19 protein-coding genes are annotated in these 16,344 nt (G+C 71.4%); 8 read left to right on the top strand and 11 right to left on the bottom strand.

Annotated features, from left to right (window positions below; all coding sequences use genetic code 11):
• From lnt to E1295_RS41510, 3 genes are all read left to right on the top strand, one after another.
• The coding region (gene lnt, locus E1295_RS41520) for an apolipoprotein N-acyltransferase (RefSeq protein ID WP_342775960.1) at window positions 1-1,646 on the top strand (1,646 nt) is incomplete at its 5' end.
• A gap of 1 nt (window position 1,647) precedes the next feature.
• The gene (locus E1295_RS41515; RefSeq protein WP_132639744.1) at window positions 1,648-2,397 is read left to right on the top strand and encodes a polyprenol monophosphomannose synthase; all 750 of its coding nucleotides are present in this window, start codon (window positions 1,648-1,650) and stop codon (window positions 2,395-2,397) included.
• 177 nt (window positions 2,398-2,574) lie between these two features.
• Window positions 2,575-3,078 (top strand): FxsA family protein, encoded by a 504-nt coding sequence (locus E1295_RS41510; RefSeq protein WP_132639742.1) that lies wholly within the window; start codon window positions 2,575-2,577, stop codon window positions 3,076-3,078.
• 61 nt (window positions 3,079-3,139) lie between these two features.
• Here E1295_RS41510 and E1295_RS41505 read toward each other — a convergent pair whose 3' ends face one another.
• Both E1295_RS41505 and E1295_RS41500 read right to left on the bottom strand, forming a co-directional pair.
• Window positions 3,140-3,484 carry an RNA polymerase-binding protein RbpA gene (locus tag E1295_RS41505; RefSeq protein ID WP_132639740.1) on the bottom strand — a complete coding sequence of 115 codons (345 nt, stop codon included), beginning with the start codon at window positions 3,482-3,484 and terminating at the stop codon, window positions 3,140-3,142.
• Window positions 3,485-3,752: 268 nt separating this feature from the next.
• A complete protein-coding gene (locus tag E1295_RS41500) occupies window positions 3,753-4,262 on the bottom strand; it encodes a nuclear transport factor 2 family protein (RefSeq protein WP_132639738.1) in 510 nt (169 codons plus the stop codon).
• Between the two features lie 33 nt (window positions 4,263-4,295).
• Between E1295_RS41500 and E1295_RS41495 the strand changes: the two genes are divergently transcribed.
• Window positions 4,296-4,802, top strand: coding sequence for a winged helix-turn-helix transcriptional regulator (locus E1295_RS41495; protein ID WP_220449148.1), 507 nt, complete (start codon window positions 4,296-4,298; stop codon window positions 4,800-4,802).
• Window positions 4,803-4,806: 4 nt separating this feature from the next.
• Here the strand turns inward: E1295_RS41495 and E1295_RS41490 are convergent, their stop codons facing one another.
• The 7 genes from E1295_RS41490 to E1295_RS41460 all read right to left on the bottom strand — a co-directional run bounded on the left by E1295_RS41490 (window position 4,807) and on the right by E1295_RS41460 (window position 11,204).
• Window positions 4,807-6,240 (bottom strand): MFS transporter, encoded by a 1,434-nt coding sequence (locus E1295_RS41490; protein ID WP_132639735.1) that lies wholly within the window; start codon window positions 6,238-6,240, stop codon window positions 4,807-4,809.
• Between the two features lie 46 nt (window positions 6,241-6,286).
• The gene (locus tag E1295_RS41485; protein ID WP_132639733.1) at window positions 6,287-7,087 is read right to left on the bottom strand and encodes a glycerophosphodiester phosphodiesterase family protein; all 801 of its coding nucleotides are present in this window, start codon (window positions 7,085-7,087) and stop codon (window positions 6,287-6,289) included.
• A gap of 36 nt (window positions 7,088-7,123) precedes the next feature.
• A complete protein-coding gene (locus E1295_RS41480; protein ID WP_132639731.1) occupies window positions 7,124-7,663 on the bottom strand; it encodes a TrmH family RNA methyltransferase in 540 nt (179 codons plus the stop codon).
• A complete protein-coding gene (locus E1295_RS41475) occupies window positions 7,660-8,250 on the bottom strand; it encodes a class I SAM-dependent methyltransferase (protein WP_132639729.1) in 591 nt (196 codons plus the stop codon). The genes E1295_RS41480 and E1295_RS41475 overlap by 4 nt, the downstream gene beginning before the upstream one ends.
• An 11-nt stretch (window positions 8,251-8,261) precedes the next feature.
• Window positions 8,262-9,209 (bottom strand): VWA domain-containing protein, encoded by a 948-nt coding sequence (locus E1295_RS41470; protein WP_132639727.1) that lies wholly within the window; start codon window positions 9,207-9,209, stop codon window positions 8,262-8,264.
• 64 nt (window positions 9,210-9,273) lie between these two features.
• Window positions 9,274-10,206 (bottom strand): DUF58 domain-containing protein, encoded by a 933-nt coding sequence (locus E1295_RS41465; protein ID WP_342775959.1) that lies wholly within the window; start codon window positions 10,204-10,206, stop codon window positions 9,274-9,276.
• The gene (locus E1295_RS41460) at window positions 10,203-11,204 is read right to left on the bottom strand and encodes an AAA family ATPase (RefSeq protein ID WP_132639725.1); all 1,002 of its coding nucleotides are present in this window, start codon (window positions 11,202-11,204) and stop codon (window positions 10,203-10,205) included. The genes E1295_RS41465 and E1295_RS41460 overlap by 4 nt, the downstream gene beginning before the upstream one ends.
• Window positions 11,205-11,260: 56 nt before the next feature.
• Between E1295_RS41460 and E1295_RS41455 the strand changes: the two genes are divergently transcribed.
• Window positions 11,261-12,034, top strand: a complete 774-nt coding sequence (locus tag E1295_RS41455) for a hypothetical protein (RefSeq protein WP_166427670.1) — start codon at window positions 11,261-11,263, stop codon at window positions 12,032-12,034.
• Between the two features lie 62 nt (window positions 12,035-12,096).
• Complete coding sequence (locus E1295_RS41450) at window positions 12,097-12,960, top strand: DUF2268 domain-containing putative Zn-dependent protease (protein WP_132639723.1); 864 nt, start codon at window positions 12,097-12,099, stop codon at window positions 12,958-12,960.
• A gap of 21 nt (window positions 12,961-12,981) precedes the next feature.
• On the opposite strand, the gene E1295_RS41445 is transcribed toward E1295_RS41450, so the two are convergent.
• Window positions 12,982-13,632, bottom strand: a complete 651-nt coding sequence (locus tag E1295_RS41445; protein ID WP_132639721.1) for a response regulator — start codon at window positions 13,630-13,632, stop codon at window positions 12,982-12,984.
• On the bottom strand, window positions 13,629-14,891 hold the full coding sequence (locus tag E1295_RS41440) for a sensor histidine kinase (RefSeq protein ID WP_132639719.1): 1,263 nt from the start codon (window positions 14,889-14,891) through the stop codon (window positions 13,629-13,631). The genes E1295_RS41445 and E1295_RS41440 overlap by 4 nt, the downstream gene beginning before the upstream one ends.
• Window positions 14,892-15,034: 143 nt before the next feature.
• Between E1295_RS41440 and E1295_RS41435 the strand changes: the two genes are divergently transcribed.
• Together E1295_RS41435 and E1295_RS41430 are read left to right on the top strand one after the other, a co-directional pair.
• Complete coding sequence (locus E1295_RS41435) at window positions 15,035-15,598, top strand: ClpP family protease (protein WP_132639717.1); 564 nt, start codon at window positions 15,035-15,037, stop codon at window positions 15,596-15,598.
• A 1-nt stretch (window position 15,599) separates the two neighbouring features.
• Window positions 15,600-16,217: an ATP-dependent Clp protease proteolytic subunit gene (locus E1295_RS41430; protein ID WP_132639715.1), complete on the top strand. Its 618-nt coding sequence runs from the start codon at window positions 15,600-15,602 to the stop codon at window positions 16,215-16,217.
• The last annotated feature ends 127 nt before the right edge of the window (window positions 16,218-16,344 follow it).

Genomic DNA, 16,344 nt, shown 5'->3' with positions numbered 1-16,344 from the left:
GCGGTGAGGAGGCGGGCGGGTCGCGTGGCGAGGAGGAAGCCAAGATTGCGACCGCCCCCGGTGACGGCGTGCCGTCGAGGGGCGGTCCCCGGGCTGCCGCGGGTGAGCCGGGACGCGAGCCCCGGCGCATGACCGTGGCCAGGGTCGCGGCGGCCGTGGCCGGCGGGCTGGCGTTGTTCGCCGCCTTCCCGCCGCTCGACTGGTGGTGGTGCGCCCCCCTGGGCATCGCGCTGATCGTCGCCTCTCTCCACGGCACCCGCCCCAGGCGGGCGGCCTGGCTCGGCTACGTCGGCGCCGCGGCGTTCCTGTTCCCCGGCGTGGCGTGGGTGCGCACGATCGGCGACGACGTCTGGCTCATGCTCGTCGGCGCGGAGAGCCTCTTCTACGCCGCCATGGCCGCCGCGGCCGCGCTCGTGTTCCGCCTGCCCGGCTGGCCGGTGTGGTTCGGCGGCCTGTGGGTGGCCATGGAGTGGCTGCGCGGCCTGGTGCCCTTCGGCGGGTTCCCGTGGGCGCGGGCGGCCTTCAGCCAGGGCGAGTCGCTGTTCACCGTCTACGCGGCCCTGGGCGGCGCGCCGCTGGTGTCGTTCGCCGTCGTGTTGTGCGGCGCTCTGCTGGCCCAGGCGTTCCTGTCGCACGGGCGCGCGCTGCACGGGCGCGCGCTCCGGCACAGGGCGGCTCCGGTGGCGCTGGCCCTGGCCGTGCCCGTGCTGAGCCTGGCCGTGCCGCGGCCGGGCGATGAGGGCCGTACGGTCAACGTCGGCATCGTGCAGGGCAACGTTCCCGGCCGGGGCATGAACGTGCTCGGCGACGAGCCCGCCGTCGTCCTGCGCAACCACGCCAACGAGACCAAGCGCCTGGCCCAGGCCGTACGCGAGGGCAGGCTCCCCAAGCCCGACCTGGTCGTCCTGCCGGAGAACTCCACCGACATCGACCCCTACCGCGACCGGTTCGCCCGGGAGACCATCCACGACTCCGTGCGGGACGTCGGGGTGCCCACGCTCGTCGGCGCGGTCGTGGCGATCGGCGACGAGCACCGCGCCACCCGCAGCCTCGTGTGGGACCCGGTGACCGGGGCGGGCGACTACTACGACAAGCAGCATCTGGTGCCGTTCGGGGAGTTCACGCCGCTGAAGGAGATCGTGCTGGCCCTGTGGGAGCGGGCCGGGCTGGTGGGCCGGCAGTCGGTGCCGGGCGACGAGCCGGGCGATCTGAAGATGGGGCCGGTGACGATCGGCGCGGTCAACTGTTACGAGGTGGCCTACGACGGCACCGTGCGCGAGACCGTGCGCGCCGGGGGCACGCCGCTGGTGGTGCAGACCAACAACGCCAGCTACGCGCTGTCCAACCTTCCGCCTCAGCAACTGGCGATGTCGAAGCTGCGCGCGGTGGAGCACAACAGGGCCGTCGTGACCGCGGCCACGACAGGGATCTCCGCGTTTGTCATGCCTGACGGTAAAGTCTCCTGGCAAACCCGCGAACTGGTCGCGGACATGAACGTGGTCAAGGTGCCCGTGCGCACTGAGAAAACGCTTGCAACCAGGGTGGGGGCGTTTCCTGAGTGGGCATTGATGGTGATGGGAGCGGCGGCGGCCGGAGTCGCCGCGTGGCGTGGCAGGCGGCGAGCAGACCGGATGAGGAACGACTGACATGGAGACTCTCGGCCGGGTGCTCGTCATCGTGCCGACCTACAACGAGCGCGACAACCTTCCCGTGATCGTGGAGCGGCTGCGGTCCGCGGTGCCGGCGGCCCACGTGCTCGTGGCCGACGACAACAGCCCTGACGGCACGGGCGAGGTCGCCGACGGGCTGGCGGCGGGCGACGACCACGTGCACGTCCTGCACCGGCCAGGCAAGCAGGGGCTCGGCGCGGCGTACATCGCGGGGTTCCGCTGGGGGCTGGACGAAGGTTACGACGTGCTGGTCGAGATGGACGCCGACGGCTCGCACCAGCCCGAGGAACTGCCCAAGCTGCTGGAGGCGCTGGCCGACGGCGCCGACCTGGCGATCGGCTCGCGGTACGTGCCCGGCGGCAAGGTGGTCAACTGGCCGCACCGGCGCGAGCTGCTGTCCAAGGGCGCCAACATCTACACGCGGGTCATGCTGGGCCTGCCCGTGCGCGACGCGACCGCCGGGTTCCGCGCCTACCGTTCGGCCACGCTGGACAAGGTGGGGCTGGCGGGGGTGGAGTCGCAGGGCTACTGCTTCCAGGTCGATCTGACGCTGCGTACGTCGCGGCACGGGCTGCGGGTGGTCGAGGTGCCGATCACGTTCGTGGAACGTACGGTCGGCAAGAGCAAGATGAGCGGCAAGGTCATGTCCGAGGCGTTGTGGCGGATCGGGATGTGGGGTGTCACCGGCCTGCCGGGGCGCCTGCGCGGCAGGCGCGGCCGGGGCTGAGCCGGCCTCGGGCCTCAGGAACGCCGGACCCGGCGGGAACCGCCGGCGTGCGCGGTGCGGCAGGGCCGTACGACCGCCTGGATGGGGTTGTTCGTCCGTGGATCTGCCGCCGGGCGGAACGGTTCGGGGGCTTCGGGCGTTGTTCCTGCTGTACGCGCGTGTGGAAACGAGGAAACGATGCGGCTGCTGCTCTTCCTGGCCTTCCTGCTCTTCCCCGTCCTGGAGATCTGGCTGATGTTCCAGGTCGGGGCCGCGATCGGCGGGCCGGCGACCGTGACCGTCCTCATCGCCGGCAGCCTGCTGGGCGCCTGGCTGATGCGTCGCGAGGGGCGCAGGGCGTGGCGGGTCCTTCAGGAGTCGGTGCAGACCGGGCGCATGCCCGAGCGTGAACTGGCCGACAGCGGCCTGATTCTGGTGGGCGGCGGGCTGCTGCTGGTGCCGGGTTTCGTCACCGACGTGCTCGGCCTGGCGTGCGTGCTGCCGGTCACCCGGCCGCTGGTGCGCCGGGTGAGCTCGTCGTTCTTCGAGCGCAGGGTCAAGCGCATGGCCGCGGCGTCCCCGTACGCCGGCATGTTCCCGCCGGACGGCGGGTTTCCCGGCGCGGCTCCGTCCGATGAGGGCGCGCCGCGCGGAGCACGGGTGGTGCACGGCGAGGTGATCCGCGAGGACCGCGACGCCTGACGGCTTCGCCGCGCGAGAAAGACCCCCGGGTGGTGCCCGGGGGTTTCACCGTGAGAGGGGATCAGGCGCTCTTACGACGCTGAGCTCGCAACACGGCGAGCCGTTCGTTGAGCACCTCCTCAAGATCCTCGATGGACCGCCGCTCCAGGAGCATGTCCCAGTGTGTCCGCGGCGGCTTGGTCTTCTTCGATTCCGGCTGCTCGCCGTCCACGCGGACGGCGGTCGCGCCGCACATGCGGCACTCCCACGTCGCGGGGATTTCAGCCTCGGCGGCAAGCGGAACCTCGAAGCAATGCCCCTTAGGACAGGTGTAGGACACCTCCTGGCGTGGGGCCAGATCCGTGTTACGGTCGTTCTCGTAGCTGGTTGCCCCGAGCCGGGTGCCACGAAGCGCGCGCTCGCCCATGTTTAAATGCCTCCTACAGGGCCCCCATGCGTGGGGGGTCTGTCTCCCACGGTGTCTAACGCTTGGTACCGTGATGGGATTCCCACCTGCGGGGTGATCCAATCGCGCTTGGGGCCTCGGTTCTTCCCATGGGGTCCGCCGGCGGGGCTCCTGGCAGCGGGTTCGGGGGCTCAGGGCCAGCTCAGGGCGCAGACCGCGGAGTTTCGGCCGATCGTTTCTGGTCGTGGCGGTTTCCGCGACCACCGCCGCGCTCACGCTTCCGGACCGGTTACCTCCTGCCTCTTCGGGTCACCAGCGGCACCAGTGTCCTGTCGCCCAGCCGGGTCATCGCCGCCAGCGGCCTGACGGCGGCGCCCACCAGCAGGGCCAGCCCCGGCCTGCCGGACGCGCGGGCCATGCCGGGGCCCAGCGCGGCCATCAGCGCGGTCAGCGCGGGCAGCGGCCGGACGTACAAGGTGATGTCCTTGACCAGCCCTTCGTCGTCCACCTCGACAACGGCGGCCTCGTGCACCTCGAGGTCCCTCAGGCGGGCGGTCGCGGTCAGCACGCGGGTCCGGTCGTCGCCGACGTCGCTGTGGTAACGCATGCCGGACAGGACGCTCATCACGACGGAGAACAGCTCGCCCACCTGGTCCCTGCCCTGGAAGGTGGCTGTGGCGCTGAGCGGTGAGTGCAGGACCACGTCGTCGGCGAGCGTGGTCATCAGGGCGTCGAGGTCGTGTTCCTCGCCCGCCCGGCGGTAGGCCGCCGCTGGTGAGTCCTGAATGTGAACCGTCATGGGTTCACTTTAGCAACCCACTATCGTGGGTCCATGAACAGGTTCGGTGAGATGCACTGCTCCATCGCCCAGGCCGTCGGGGTGGTCGGCGAGCCGTGGACGCCGCTGATTCTGCGCGACCTGTTCCTCGGGCTGTGCAGGTTCGACGATCTGGCCGCGGACCTGGGCATCTCCCGCAACCTCCTGGCCGGCCGCCTGGAGCGCCTGGTGGCGGCGGGGGTGGTGGAGAAGCGGCCGTACCAGGAACGGCCGGTGCGTCACGAGTACGTCCTGACGGAGGCCGGCCGTGACATCGTGCCCGCCCTGATGACCCTGATGGCCTGGGGCGATCGCTGGGCCACCCCGCCGGGCGGCCCGCCCGCGCTGCTGGTGCACTCCTGTGGCGAGCGTTTCACCCCCGTGGTCACCTGCCCGCACTGCGGCGGCGAGGTCACGGCGGGCACGGTGACGGCCGTGCCCGGCCCTGGAGCGGCCCAGGGGCCGGGCACGATGCTCCTCGGAGCCCAGGCGGGCGCTCAGGTGGGCGAGGACGCCGGCTGAGCGTTCAGATCCGCTCGGGGACCTCGTTGCCCGCGGCGCGGATGGCCTTGGGCAGGTTGATCAGCGCCAGGAGCACGAACCCGACGACGAAGAATATGATCATGGAGACGATGGCGATGCGGTAGCTGTTGGTGAGCTGCAGCGCCACGGTCACCGTCAGCGAGCCGATGAACGCCGACCCCTTGTCGCTGATCTGCAGCAGGCTGAAGTATTCGGCCTCCCGCCCCTTGGGGATCACCTGCGAGAACAGCGAGCGCGACAGGGCCTGGGTGCCGCCCAGCACGATCGCGATCGCGAAGGCCATGAGGTAGAACTGCAGGGCCTGCCCCTCGCCGACGAACACGGCCATCACCACGATCGCGGTCCACACCACCAGGCTGGCCAGCACCGTGCGCTTGGTGCCGAAGCTGACGGCCAGCCGCCCGAGCAGCAGCGCGCCGAAGAACGCCACGAACTGCACCATCAGGATCGCGCTGATCTGTACGGTCTTGTCCAGCTTGAGGGCCTCGGAGGCGAAGGCCGCGCTGTTGCCGATGACCGTCTGCACGCCGTCGTTGTAGACGAGGTAGGCCACCAGGAACAGCAGCGTCAGCGGGTAGCGGCGCAGCTCGGCCAGCGTGCGGCCGAGCTGCCGGAAGCTGCCGCCGACCGAGCGCAGCGCGGTGCCCTCGTGCGCGGGCACCGGCCGGTTGCGCAGCCGCAGCAGCGGCACGATGGTGAACACGGCCCACCACAGCCCGGCCGACATCATGCTGATGCGCACCGCCATGCCCTCGGCCAGCCCCAGGCTCTCGTGCTGGAGATAGAGCACCAGGTTGAGGGCCAGCAGCAGGCCGCCGCCGAGATAGCCGATGGCCCAGCCGCGCGAGGAGACGGTGTCGCGTTCGGCCGCCGTGGAGATCTGCGGCAGGAACGAGTCGTAGACCACGACCGAGGAGCCGTAGGCCAGGTTGGCCACGACGAACAGCACGCCGCCGAGCATGTAGCGGTCGCCCTCGACGAAGTACAGCCCCATGGTGGCCAGGGCGCCGACGTAGGCGAAGCCGCCGAGCATCTCCCGCTTGCGGCCGATGTGGTCGGCCAGCGCGCCCACGATGGGCAGGAACACGATCTGCAGCAGCACCGCGACCGTCATGATCAGCCCGAAGTACGCGGCGGGCCTGATGTCCGCGCCGAGCACGTCGACGTACCCGAGGCCCGGGTTGTCGATCGCCAGCTGGTCGAAGCCGGCCACGCACCGGTCGGCGGCCATGCCGGGGAAGTCCTGGGCACAGGCGGCGGTCTTGGCGACCGGGATGAGGTAGGGGCCGAGGAAGACCGAGATGATCGTGGTGTAGAAGGCGGAGTTGGCCCAGTCGTAGAAGTACCAGCCGCGCTGCTCGCGCCGGCGGGCTGCGGGGGAGTCGTCGAGGGCCCCGGGGGGTGCGGGTGCGGGCATGGTGTCGTGTCGCTCCTAGGAGGGCAAGGGCGGGGGTGCGTCGCGCTCAGGCGGCCAGCCGGCCGGGGTGCCACTGGCCACGACGTTGCAGGACGTCGCGCAGGCCGGTGACGTTGTCGGTCATGATGCCGTCGACGCCCAGGTCGAGCAGGCGCTCCATGCGGGCGGTGTCGTTGATGGTCCACACGTGCACCTGCATGCCGATCGCGTGCGCCGTGCGGACCAGTGCCCGGGTGGTGACGCGCAGGCCGCGGAAGCCCACCGGCACCTGTGCGCACGGCACGCCGGCGCGGGACAGGCGGGCGAGCAGCCGGCCGTAGCCGGAGGTGGCGGCGGCGGCGCGCAGCGCGGCGACGCCGCGCGGGCCGAGCGCCGAGCAGACCTGGCGGCCCAGGGCCGCCCTGGCCAGGGCCAGGCGCTCGTCGGAGAAGGACGTCAGGCAGATCCGGTCGTAGGCGTTGGTACGCCGGACCGCCGCGGCGAGCGGGGCGATGGCGGCCGGCTCCTTGACGTCGATGTTGAAGCGGATCTCCGGCCAGGTGCCCAGCAGGTCCTCCAGCAGCGGGATCTCGTGGACCCCGTCGATGCGGGCCCTCTTGACCTCGCGGTAGGGGAGTTCGGAGACGCGGCCCCGCCGGTCGGTCACGCGGTCGAGGGTGTGGTCGTGAAAGGCGAGCAGCACGCCGTCGGCGGTGGCGCGGGCGTCCGTCTCCAGATAGGCGTATCCGAGGCCGACCGCCCGCTCGAACGCGGCGGCGGAGTTCTCCGCGCTCTCGGCGGCTCCGCCGCGATGGGCGAAGGCCAGCGGGCCCGGGTGGTCGAGAAAGGCGAAGCGACGGCTGAGCACGTCCTGAAGTATGCCCTTCCGGGTGAACGGTGAGGATTACGATTCGGGGAGATTCTCCCACTCCTGGCGGCGTGCCTCGGCCAGGGCGATGGCCGCCGCCACCGCGACGTTGAACGAGCCGACCCGGCCGACCTGGGGGATGTAACAGGCGCCGTCGGCGGCGTCGAGCAGGGCGGGGGAGCAGCCGTGGTCCTCGCTGCCGACCACCAGGCACACGTCCCGGCCGAGCTCCGCCCGGTGCAGCGGCGCGGCATCGGCGGTCAGCTCGACGGCCAGCACCGTGTAGCCCTCTTCGCGGGCGGCCTTGACCGCCTCGGCGGCGGGCATCGCCTCGTGCCAGGTGACGAGCCGTTCGGTGCCCAGCGCGGTCTTGCCCACCTTGGGGTTGGTCGGAGGGGTCGCGTTGCCGGCGAGCCAGACCTCGTCGACGCCGAAGGCGGCGGCGCTGCGGAAGATCGAGCCGATGTTGAACGGGCCGGTGACCGACTCGATGATCAGGCCGAGGCGGTGGTGGGTGTTCCTGCGCCAGGTGCGGTTGAGCCGCTTGACGTCGGTGGGGCGCAGCTGCCTTCTCATCGGGTCACCTTCAGGATGCGGTAGGCGGCTCGGCTGGCCTCGCGGGAGGCCTGCCAGCCCTGCTCGCCGAGCCAGCGCTGCAGGGAGTCGGAGCCGAGGTGTTTCTGGACGACCAGGTAGGCCACGCCGTCGGGCGTCAGCAGGGTCAGCCACCTGGTGAGCATGTCGTGCAGGGCCTGCTTGCCGATGCGGATCGCGGGGTTGGACCAGATGGCGCGGAACCTCACGTCGTCCGGCACGTCGTCCACGTGCACCGGTCTTACTTTGTAAAGGCGGGCGGCCTCGGCATTGCGCGCGGTCAGCTCCAGGCTCCGCCGGTTCACATCGACGGCCCACACCGTCGCCTCCGGCGCGCGCGAGGCCATGGTCAGCGCGATCGGGCCGTAGCCGCAGCCGAGGTCGAGCAGGTCGCCCCGCGCCGGAGGGGGCGGGACGCTCTCCAGCAGCACGCGCGTGCCGAGGTCGATCCGCTCGGGGGAGAACACGCCGCTGTCGGTCTCCAGCCGCAGGTGCAGGTCGGGCAGGACCAGGTCGACCGAGCCCGGCCTGCTCGCGGTCCTCGGCTGCTCGGAGAAGTAGTGGGCCACGAGGCAGAACGTTACGGGATCCTGGCGCCGAACAGCACGGCCGCTCCCGCCACCAGCAGCCCGGCCATGATGGCGGCCACGATGAACCACTGGGTGATCTCCTGGTTGACCAGCTTGTAACCGAGCGAGGTGCCGATCTGCTCGTAGACCTCGCGCAGCTCCGTCCCGGACTCGGCGGTGTAGGCGCGGCCGCTGGTGCCGTCGGACAACGACTGCAGGGTCTGCTTGTTGACCGGCACGTTCACCGGCCGGCCGTCGATGTCGACGGTGCCCTCCTGGGTGCCGTACGCGATCGTCGAGACCGGTACGCCGGCCTGCTGGGCCGCGTCGATGGCCTCGTTGACCGACCGGCCGGAGGTGTTGTCGCCGTCGGACAGCAGCACGACGGCGGCCGGCGGCGGGTCGGTGACGGCCTGCTGGTCGAACGAGCGCACCGACTCGAGCGAGTTGAAGACGGCCTCGCCGATCGCGGTGCCCGGCCTGGTGGTGAGGTTGCCGATGGCGGTGATCACGGCCTGGTGGTCGGTGGTGGGGGAGATGACCACGTTGGCGGATCGGGCGAAGGAGACCACGCCGACGTTGAAGCGGTCGGGCAGCTCCTTGGCGAAGGACTGGGCGGCCGCCTTGGCGGCGCTGATCCTGTCGGGGTCGACGTCGTCGGCGTCCATCGACAGGGACACGTCGAGCGCGATCATGATGGTGGCGCGGTCGCGCGGCACGCGTACCTCGCCGGCGGGTTTGGCGGCGCCGACGACCAGGAGCGACATCATGACGAGGAACAGCGCCGGCGCCACGTGGCGGCGCCAGCCGGGCCCGGCGGGGGCGACGAGGTTGAGCAGTGCCAGGTTGGTGAAGCGCACGGTGTAGCGGCGGCGGGCGAACTGCGCCGCGACGTAGCCGGCCACCAGCAGCAGCACCAGCACGAACAACCACAGCCAGGCAGGGGCGAGAAAGGTCACCAGGCCTCCTTCCCGGGCCTCGTGACCACGATAGCGTCGGTGATGGTCTCCTCGTTTCGCTCGCTCACACGGGTCTCCGGTGGGCCAGGTGGCTCATGCGGCGCTGGCGCAGGACGAACTGGGCCACGTCGAACACCCAGTCGCGGTCGGTGCGCAGCACGAGGTGGGCGATGCCGGCGCGGCGCAGCGCCCGGCGAGTGCCCTCGCGTTGCTGGGCGGCCGCTTCGGCATACGCTTGCCGGACTTTGGGTGAAAGATGCACCTCGCGTACGTTCCCGGTCTCGGGATCGGCGAACGCGACCCGGCCCACGTCGGGCAGCTCCAGCTCGCGCGGGTCGATCACCTCGACGGCCAGCACCTGGTGGCGGGCCGCCAGGCGCCTGATGGGGCGCTCCCACGGGCGTTCGGCGTCGGGATCGAGGTCGGGCCGGGCGTCGAGGAAGTCGGAGACGATCAGCCGCATGCCGCGGCGCCTGCGGCTGGCCGACAGCACGTCGATGCCCTCGGCCAGGTCGGGCGGGTCGGGCACGGCCTGGCCGCGGGGGGCGTCCATGAGGGAGTGCAGCAGTCCGTAGAGTGCGGGGCGGCCGGTACGGGCGGGCATGCGGTGGATGTGCTCGTCGTGGATCACCAGGGCGCCGAACCGGTCTCCCATCCTGCTCGACAGGAACCCGATCGCGCCGACCGCCGCCACGACCAGGTCGCGCTTGTCGGTGTCGGCGGTGCCGAAGTCCATGCTGGGCGACAGGTCGGCCAGCGCCCACGTCTCCAGCTCACGGTCGGCGATCAGGTCGCGTACGTGGGGGATGGTGGTGCGGGCGGTGACGGCCCAGTCCATGCGGCGCACGTCGTCCTCGCCGGGCACGTAGACCCGGCTGTCGCCGGCCTCGCTGCCGGTGCCGGGCAGCAGCCCCTGGTGGGCGCCGTGCAGCAGCCCGTCCAGCCGCCGGGTGACGGTCAGCTCCAGCCGGCGCAGCGCCTGCTCGGCGGTGTTCACCGGTTCTGGTTCCAGACGACGACGGGCGGGGGCACGGCGTGCAGGATCTGGCGTACGACCTGCTCGGGGTCGACGCCGTCGGCCAGCGCGTCGAAGGTGAGCATCAGCCGGTGGGACATGACGTCCACGGCGACGTCGCGTACGTCGTCGGGCAGCAGGTAGTCGCGGCCCCGCAGCAGGGCCAGCGCCCGCCCGGCGGAGACCAGGCCCAGCGTGGCGCGGGGGCTGACGCCGATCTCGATGGTGTCGGACAGCTCGGCCAGGCCGTATTCGCCCGGGTTGCGGGTGGACATGACCAGGCGTACCACGTAGTCGGCGACGAGCTGGTGGACCGAGACGTCCTCGGCCGCCTGCTGCAGCGTGATCAGCTTGGCGGGGTCGAGCACCCGCTCGGGGACGGGCGGGGTGACGCTCATCCGGTGCAGGATCTCCAGTTCCTCGTGCGCGGTGGGGTGGGGCACGCGCACCCGGAAGAGGAAGCGGTCGCGCTGCACCTCGGGCAGGGGGTAGACGCCCTCGGACTCGATGGGGTTCTGGGTGGCCAGCACGATGAACGGCTTGGGCAGCGGGTGGGTGACGCCGGCGAGGGTGACCTGCCGCTCGGCCATGACCTCCAGCAGCGCGGACTGGACCTTGGCGGGGGCGCGGTTGATCTCGTCGGCCAGCAGGAAGTTGACGAAGACGGGGCCGAGCTCGACGTCGAACTTCTCGTTGGACGGGTGGAAGACGCGGGTGCCGATGATGTCGCTCGGCACGAGGTCGGGGGTGAACTGGATGCGGGCGAACGTGCCGCCCACGACGGTGGCCAGGGTGGACGCGGCGAGGGTCTTGGCGACGCCGGGGACTCCTTCCAGCAGGCAGTGCCCGCGGGCCAGCAGGGCCACGATGAGTCTTTCGACCATGTGGTCCTGTCCGACGATGACACGCCGGACCTCGTCGAGACTTTGACGCAGCAGTGCCGCGTCGTTTCCGCCCGGCAACTCTTCGGCGACGCTCATGAGCCCCATTCCACCAAACGTGCCGCAAACTCGCACGACGCCACGTCTGTGCTTTCATGGCAAACGTGGCAAGTCCCCTGCAGTACGGCGACCCGCCCCGGCTGGGGCCCTACGTGGTGCAGGCGCGCCTGCAGACGGCGCCGGCCGGATTCGTGTACCTGGGCCGGGCTCCCGACGGGCGTGCCGTGTCGCTGGCGGTGCTCACCAGAGGCGCCGCGCTCGACGCCGCCGCGCGCGACCGGTTCGTGACGGCCGTCAAGGAGGCCGGCGAGAGCCGGTCGTCCGGGATGCGCGGATGGCTGGAGCGGGCGGGCCGGCCGCGGGGTGCGGTGCTGGACGGGGCTCCCGAGGTGCTCGACATGGACGGCGGGCGGGCGCCGTGGGTGGCGGTGCCGTACGTGCCGGGCCGGGCGGGGGCGGAGCGCTTCCTGGAGCCGGTGATGGTGGGCGGGACGCTCATCGGGGAGGCCCACGGGCCCGACTTCGTCCCCTACTGGCTGACCGACCGCGCGCCCGCGCTGCCCCGGCTGACCAGGCGGCGCAGGCCGCTGACCGAGACGCGCAAGCGGGTGCTGATGGCCGCGCTGGCCCTGGTGCTGCTGCTGATCCTGGTGACGGCGATCCTGCTGCTGCTGGTGCTCGGCCGGCAGGAGAACGAGCCGCAGCCCAGGCAGTTGCCGCCGACGGTGTTCGTGCCGACGCCGCCGCCGACGCCGGAGACCCCCGAGCCTCAGCCCTCGCCGTCGCAGTCTCCCGAGCCGAGCCGGACCGGGCCGGGCACCCCGGGGGAGTCGCCGGGCGACGAGAGGGGCGAGGAGCCGGAGCTCTGACGGCCCCGGGGGCGGTAACGCGGTTGACCCTCACGTAACGTGAGGTTCTAGGGTCCTGCGCCATGGAGTTCATCATTCATGACACGTTGACGCCGATGGCCGACCTGTTGCGCGGGCCGCTCGACCGGCGTGCGGACGCGCTGCGCGAGCTGTTCGGGCCGCTGCGCGATGTGATCCCGATGCCGGGTGACATCGTCGACATCCACCACCATGGCGGCGGCTTCCGGGTCGACGCCGACGACCCGCGCTACCTGCCCGCCGTCGAGCGCATGATCGAGGCCGACGTGCTGGGCCAGGTACGCCGTGAGCTGACTCGCGCCTCGGAGCGGCTGTCGGAGGCCAAGCAGGGCGACACGCTGGACGTGTGGTTCTTCATGGGCGACCCCGGCAACGACCACTTGATGACGACGGCGGGCGGCTACTACGGCATGGGCGGCGCGCCGGGCATGATCTACCTGCTGGCCTGGCCGTCCGACGAGGTGATCGGCAAGATCGGGCACCTGGCGGTGCACGAGTTCCACCACGGCGTGCGCTACAGCAACGTCGAGTGGAACCCGGCGACCGTGACCGTCGGCGAGCACGTGCTGGCCGAAGGGCTGGCCGAGGCGTTCGTACGCGAGTTGTCGGGGCCGGAGGCGATGGGCCCGTGGTCGTCGATGGTGACCGGCGAGAGGTACGACGTCGCGTACGAGAAGATCATGGCGAACTTCGACCTGGCCGGGATGCAGAACACGCCGGCGTTCGTGCTGGGGGACAGCGCGACGCGCACCTTCGGGCAGGAGCCGCGCGGCGTTCCGGACATGGCGGGATACGCGGTGGGGCTGCGGCTCGTCGACCAGATCCTGGCGGCCACCGGCATGACGGCGGCCGAGGCGAGCGTGCTGCCCGGCGCCGAGCTCATGCGCCGCGCCGGCCTGCGCGGATAACCCAGGACGGCCGGCGGGCCGTCATCTGGGGGACACGAAGCCGGACTCGTAGGCGGCGATCACCGCCTGTGTACGGTCACGCGCCCGGAGCTTGGCCAGCACGTTGCCGACGTGCGTCTTGACGGTCTCCTGGCTGACGACCAGCTCGGCGGCGATCTCGTGGTTGGACAGCCCCTGGGTCATCAGGCGCAGCACGTCGCCCTCGCGCCCGGTGAGCCGGTCGATGCCCGGCACCTTGGAGGGCGAGACGCTCTCCTGGCGGCGCCCGGCGAGGGTGCGGATCGCGGCGGGGAACAGCAGCGACTCGCCGGAGGCGACGAGCTTGACGGCCTGCACCAGTTCCTCGGGCCTGGTGCGTTTGAGCAGGAAGCCGCTGGCCCCGGCGCGCAGCGCGTCGTAGACGTAGTCGTCGTTCTCGAAGGTCGTCACCACCAGCACCTTGGGCGGGTCGTCCAGCGCCATGAGCCGCTCGGTGGCCTGGATGCCGTCGAGCGCGGGCATGCGCACGTCCATCAGCACGAGGTCGGGGCGCTCGCGGCGGACGACGGGCAGGACCGCGGCGCCGTCGGCGGCCTCGCCGACCACGCTCAGGCCGGGCTCGGCGTCGATGATGATGCGCAGGCCGGCCCTGATGAGGTCCTCGTCGTCGGCGATGACGACAGTCAGAGTCATGGACTCGACCGTAGCGGCAGCCGGGCGGAGACCGTCCACCCGGCCTGTGTGGGGCCGGCGTCGAGGTCGCCGTTGAGCAGGCGTACGCGCTCGCGCATGCCTGCCACGCCCCTGCCTCCCGACGGGCCGGCGGTGCCGCCTCCCGCGGCGTTGGTGACCTCCAGCCGCAGTTCGCCGCCCCGCACGCCGGCCGACAGCCGCACCGGGCCTTGGCCGTGCTTGATGGCGTTGGTGAGGGCCTCCTGCAGGATGCGGTAGCCCTCCCGGGACACGACGGCGGGCACGCCCGTCAGGTCGCCGATCTCCTGCCGTACCTGAGCGCCGGAGGCGGCGATGAGGTCGTCGAGATCGGCGAGCGTGGCCTGCGGGCGCCGGCCCACCCCTGTGTCTCTGCCTGTGTCTCTGCCTGTGCCTCCGCCCGTGCCCCCGTCTGTGCTCTCGCCTGGGCGGTCGCGGCCGCCGTCCCGCAGCACCCCCAGGACGTGGTCGAGGTCGTCGAGGGCGGCGCGGGCGGACTGCTCGATGGCGGCCAGCGCGTTCCTGGCGGTGCCGGGGTCGTGGTCGAGCACCCGGCCCGCGGCCGCGGCCTGCAGGGTCACGACGCTCAGCGCGTGGCCGACCGAGTCGTGCAACTCGCGGGCCAGCCGGTTGCGCTCGGCCAGCGTACGGGCCTGTTTCTCGGCGGCGGCCAGGCGCTCCTCCGGGGTGGGGCCGAGCAGGACGGGGGCCAGCCTGGCCAGCAGCGCGCCGGCACCCGCGGCCAGGACGATCAGCGCGGCCAGGGTGGCGAGCCCGCCGAGCGCCCACATCACCGCGTTCCACCCCGGCGTGACGACGGCGCCCAGCATCGGCGTCGGGGCTCCGACGATGGGCAGCAGCAGCGTGAACACCGTGAACGGCACGATCGCCAGCGTGCAGCCGCTGACCACGCCGCCGATCGCGAGGTGCAGCGTGAACCAGGCGGCGGTGCGGCGGCGCTCCTGCCAGGAGCGGCCCGCCTGCCGCGGCGGGGTCTCCACGTGCGCGCCGAGCAGGCCCTGCGCCGCGTTCACCTCCAGCGCCCGCACCGGCAGGAACAGCCCGGTGGCCGCCACCACGGGCAGCACCGCCACGAACACGCCCACCTGGGCGGGCAGCAGGACGTTGGCGTCTTCGCCCTGCCAGATGGCCGCCACCAGGACGCCGACCATCATGTACGGCATCAGCAGCGCGCCGCCCAGGACGAGGCACGCCCATCGGCGGGGCAGGTTCTTTCTCACATCGGCGATTATATGTCGACGTTTATTCGCTCACAGAATAATGCGCCCTTAGAGAAATGCGCCGCCAGCGAAAAGAATTCATCATGGGCGCCTTCGGGGTCTAGCGTTTTTCGCGTGAATACCGGCACAGGAAGGTGGCGACCATGACGGACACCCAGCGCGCACAGTGGCCTGACCAGCTCAGCCAGCGCCTGCTGAAAGAGCGCATCGTCGTTCTCGGCCAAGAGGTCGACGACGAGATCTGCAACCGGCTCTGCGGTGAGCTGCTTTTGCTCGCGGCCGAGGATCCCGAGCGCGACATCACCCTTTACATCAATTCACCGGGCGGTTCCGTGCACGCGGGGCTGGCGCTCTACGACATGATGCAGTTCGTGCCGTGCGACGTGGCCACGGTGGCGATGGGGTTCGCCGCGTCGATGGGCCAGGTGCTGCTGTCGGCGGGGGCCAAGGGCAAGCGCTACGCCCTGCCCAACGCCCGCATCGTCATGCACCAGCCGCTCGGCGGCATCGGCGGCTCCGCCAGCGACATCGCGATCCAGGCCGAGAACATGATCTTCACCAAGCGCAAGCTGGCCGAGATCACCGCCCATCACACCGGCCAGCCCCTGGAGCGCATCCAGGCCGACTCCGACCGCGACCACTGGTTCACGGCCCAGGAGGCGCTCGACTACGGCTTCGTCGACCACATCGCCGAAGGGATGAACTGACATGAACGGCCGTTACGTGTTGCCCTCCTTCACCGAACGCACCTCCTACGGCACGAAGGAGACAACCCCCTACACCAAGCTGTTCGAGGACCGCGTCATCTTCATGGGCGCGCCGATCGACGACACCGTGGCCAACGACGTGATGGCGCAACTGCTCACGCTGGAGTCGCTCGACCCCGACCAGGACATCAACATCTACATCAACTCGCCCGGCGGCTCGTTCACGGCGATGGCGGCCATCTACGACACCATGCAGTTCGTCCGGCCGGAGATCCACACGGTCTGCATCGGCGAGGCGTCCTCGGCGGCGGCGGTCCTGCTGGCGGCCGGGTCGCCGGGCAAGCGGGCGGCGCTGCCCCACGCGCGCGTCCTGCTGCACCAGCCGGCCACCGAGGGCGGTCGCGGGCAGTCCAGCGACCTGGAGATCCACGCCAGGGAGATCCTGCGCATGCGCGACCAGCAGGAGGAGATCCTGTCGCGGCACACCGGCAAGGGCGTCCTGGAGATCAGGAAGGACATCGAGCGCGACCGCATCTTCACGGCCGAGCAGGCCCGCTCCTATGGGCTGGTGGACGACATCTACGCCTCGAGGAAGCGCACCCCGGCCGGCGCTCGCTGACCCCCGCGCGGGGCCCCGGCAGACGGCTGACCCGCGACTTGTACACTCTTGAGGTTTCTCGGGGGACATCGGGGGAGTGGCGTGCCGCTGGAGCAGGTCCTGGTGCTGCTGTGCGCGGCCGTGGGGG

This window comes from Nonomuraea mesophila, from assembly GCF_004352805.1.
In the GTDB taxonomy this organism is placed as follows: domain Bacteria; phylum Actinomycetota; class Actinomycetes; order Streptosporangiales; family Streptosporangiaceae; genus Nonomuraea; species Nonomuraea longispora.
This window is presented reverse-complemented; position numbering and strand designations above follow the sequence as displayed.

What these genes read in the sequence shown, in the direction of transcription:
- E1295_RS41515 (WP_132639744.1), top strand. Translation starts at nt 1,648, where the DNA reads ATGGAGACTCTCGGCCGGGTGCTCGTCATCGTGCCGACCTACAACGAG.
- E1295_RS41510 (WP_132639742.1), top strand. Translation starts at nt 2,575, where the DNA reads ATGCGGCTGCTGCTCTTCCTGGCCTTCCTGCTCTTCCCCGTCCTGGAG.
- E1295_RS41505 (WP_132639740.1), bottom strand. Translation starts at nt 3,484, where the DNA reads ATGGGCGAGCGCGCGCTTCGTGGCACCCGGCTCGGGGCAACCAGCTAC.
- E1295_RS41500 (WP_132639738.1), bottom strand. Translation starts at nt 4,262, where the DNA reads ATGACGGTTCACATTCAGGACTCACCAGCGGCGGCCTACCGCCGGGCG.
- E1295_RS41495 (WP_220449148.1), top strand. Translation starts at nt 4,296, where the DNA reads ATGAACAGGTTCGGTGAGATGCACTGCTCCATCGCCCAGGCCGTCGGG.
- E1295_RS41490 (WP_132639735.1), bottom strand. Translation starts at nt 6,240, where the DNA reads ATGCCCGCACCCGCACCCCCCGGGGCCCTCGACGACTCCCCCGCAGCC.
- E1295_RS41480 (WP_132639731.1), bottom strand. Translation starts at nt 7,663, where the DNA reads ATGAGAAGGCAGCTGCGCCCCACCGACGTCAAGCGGCTCAACCGCACC.
- E1295_RS41460 (WP_132639725.1), bottom strand. Translation starts at nt 11,204, where the DNA reads ATGAGCGTCGCCGAAGAGTTGCCGGGCGGAAACGACGCGGCACTGCTG.
- E1295_RS41455 (WP_166427670.1), top strand. Translation starts at nt 11,261, where the DNA reads ATGGCAAACGTGGCAAGTCCCCTGCAGTACGGCGACCCGCCCCGGCTG.
- E1295_RS41450 (WP_132639723.1), top strand. Translation starts at nt 12,097, where the DNA reads ATGGAGTTCATCATTCATGACACGTTGACGCCGATGGCCGACCTGTTG.
- E1295_RS41445 (WP_132639721.1), bottom strand. Translation starts at nt 13,632, where the DNA reads ATGACTCTGACTGTCGTCATCGCCGACGACGAGGACCTCATCAGGGCC.
- E1295_RS41435 (WP_132639717.1), top strand. Translation starts at nt 15,035, where the DNA reads ATGACGGACACCCAGCGCGCACAGTGGCCTGACCAGCTCAGCCAGCGC.
- E1295_RS41430 (WP_132639715.1), top strand. Translation starts at nt 15,600, where the DNA reads ATGAACGGCCGTTACGTGTTGCCCTCCTTCACCGAACGCACCTCCTAC.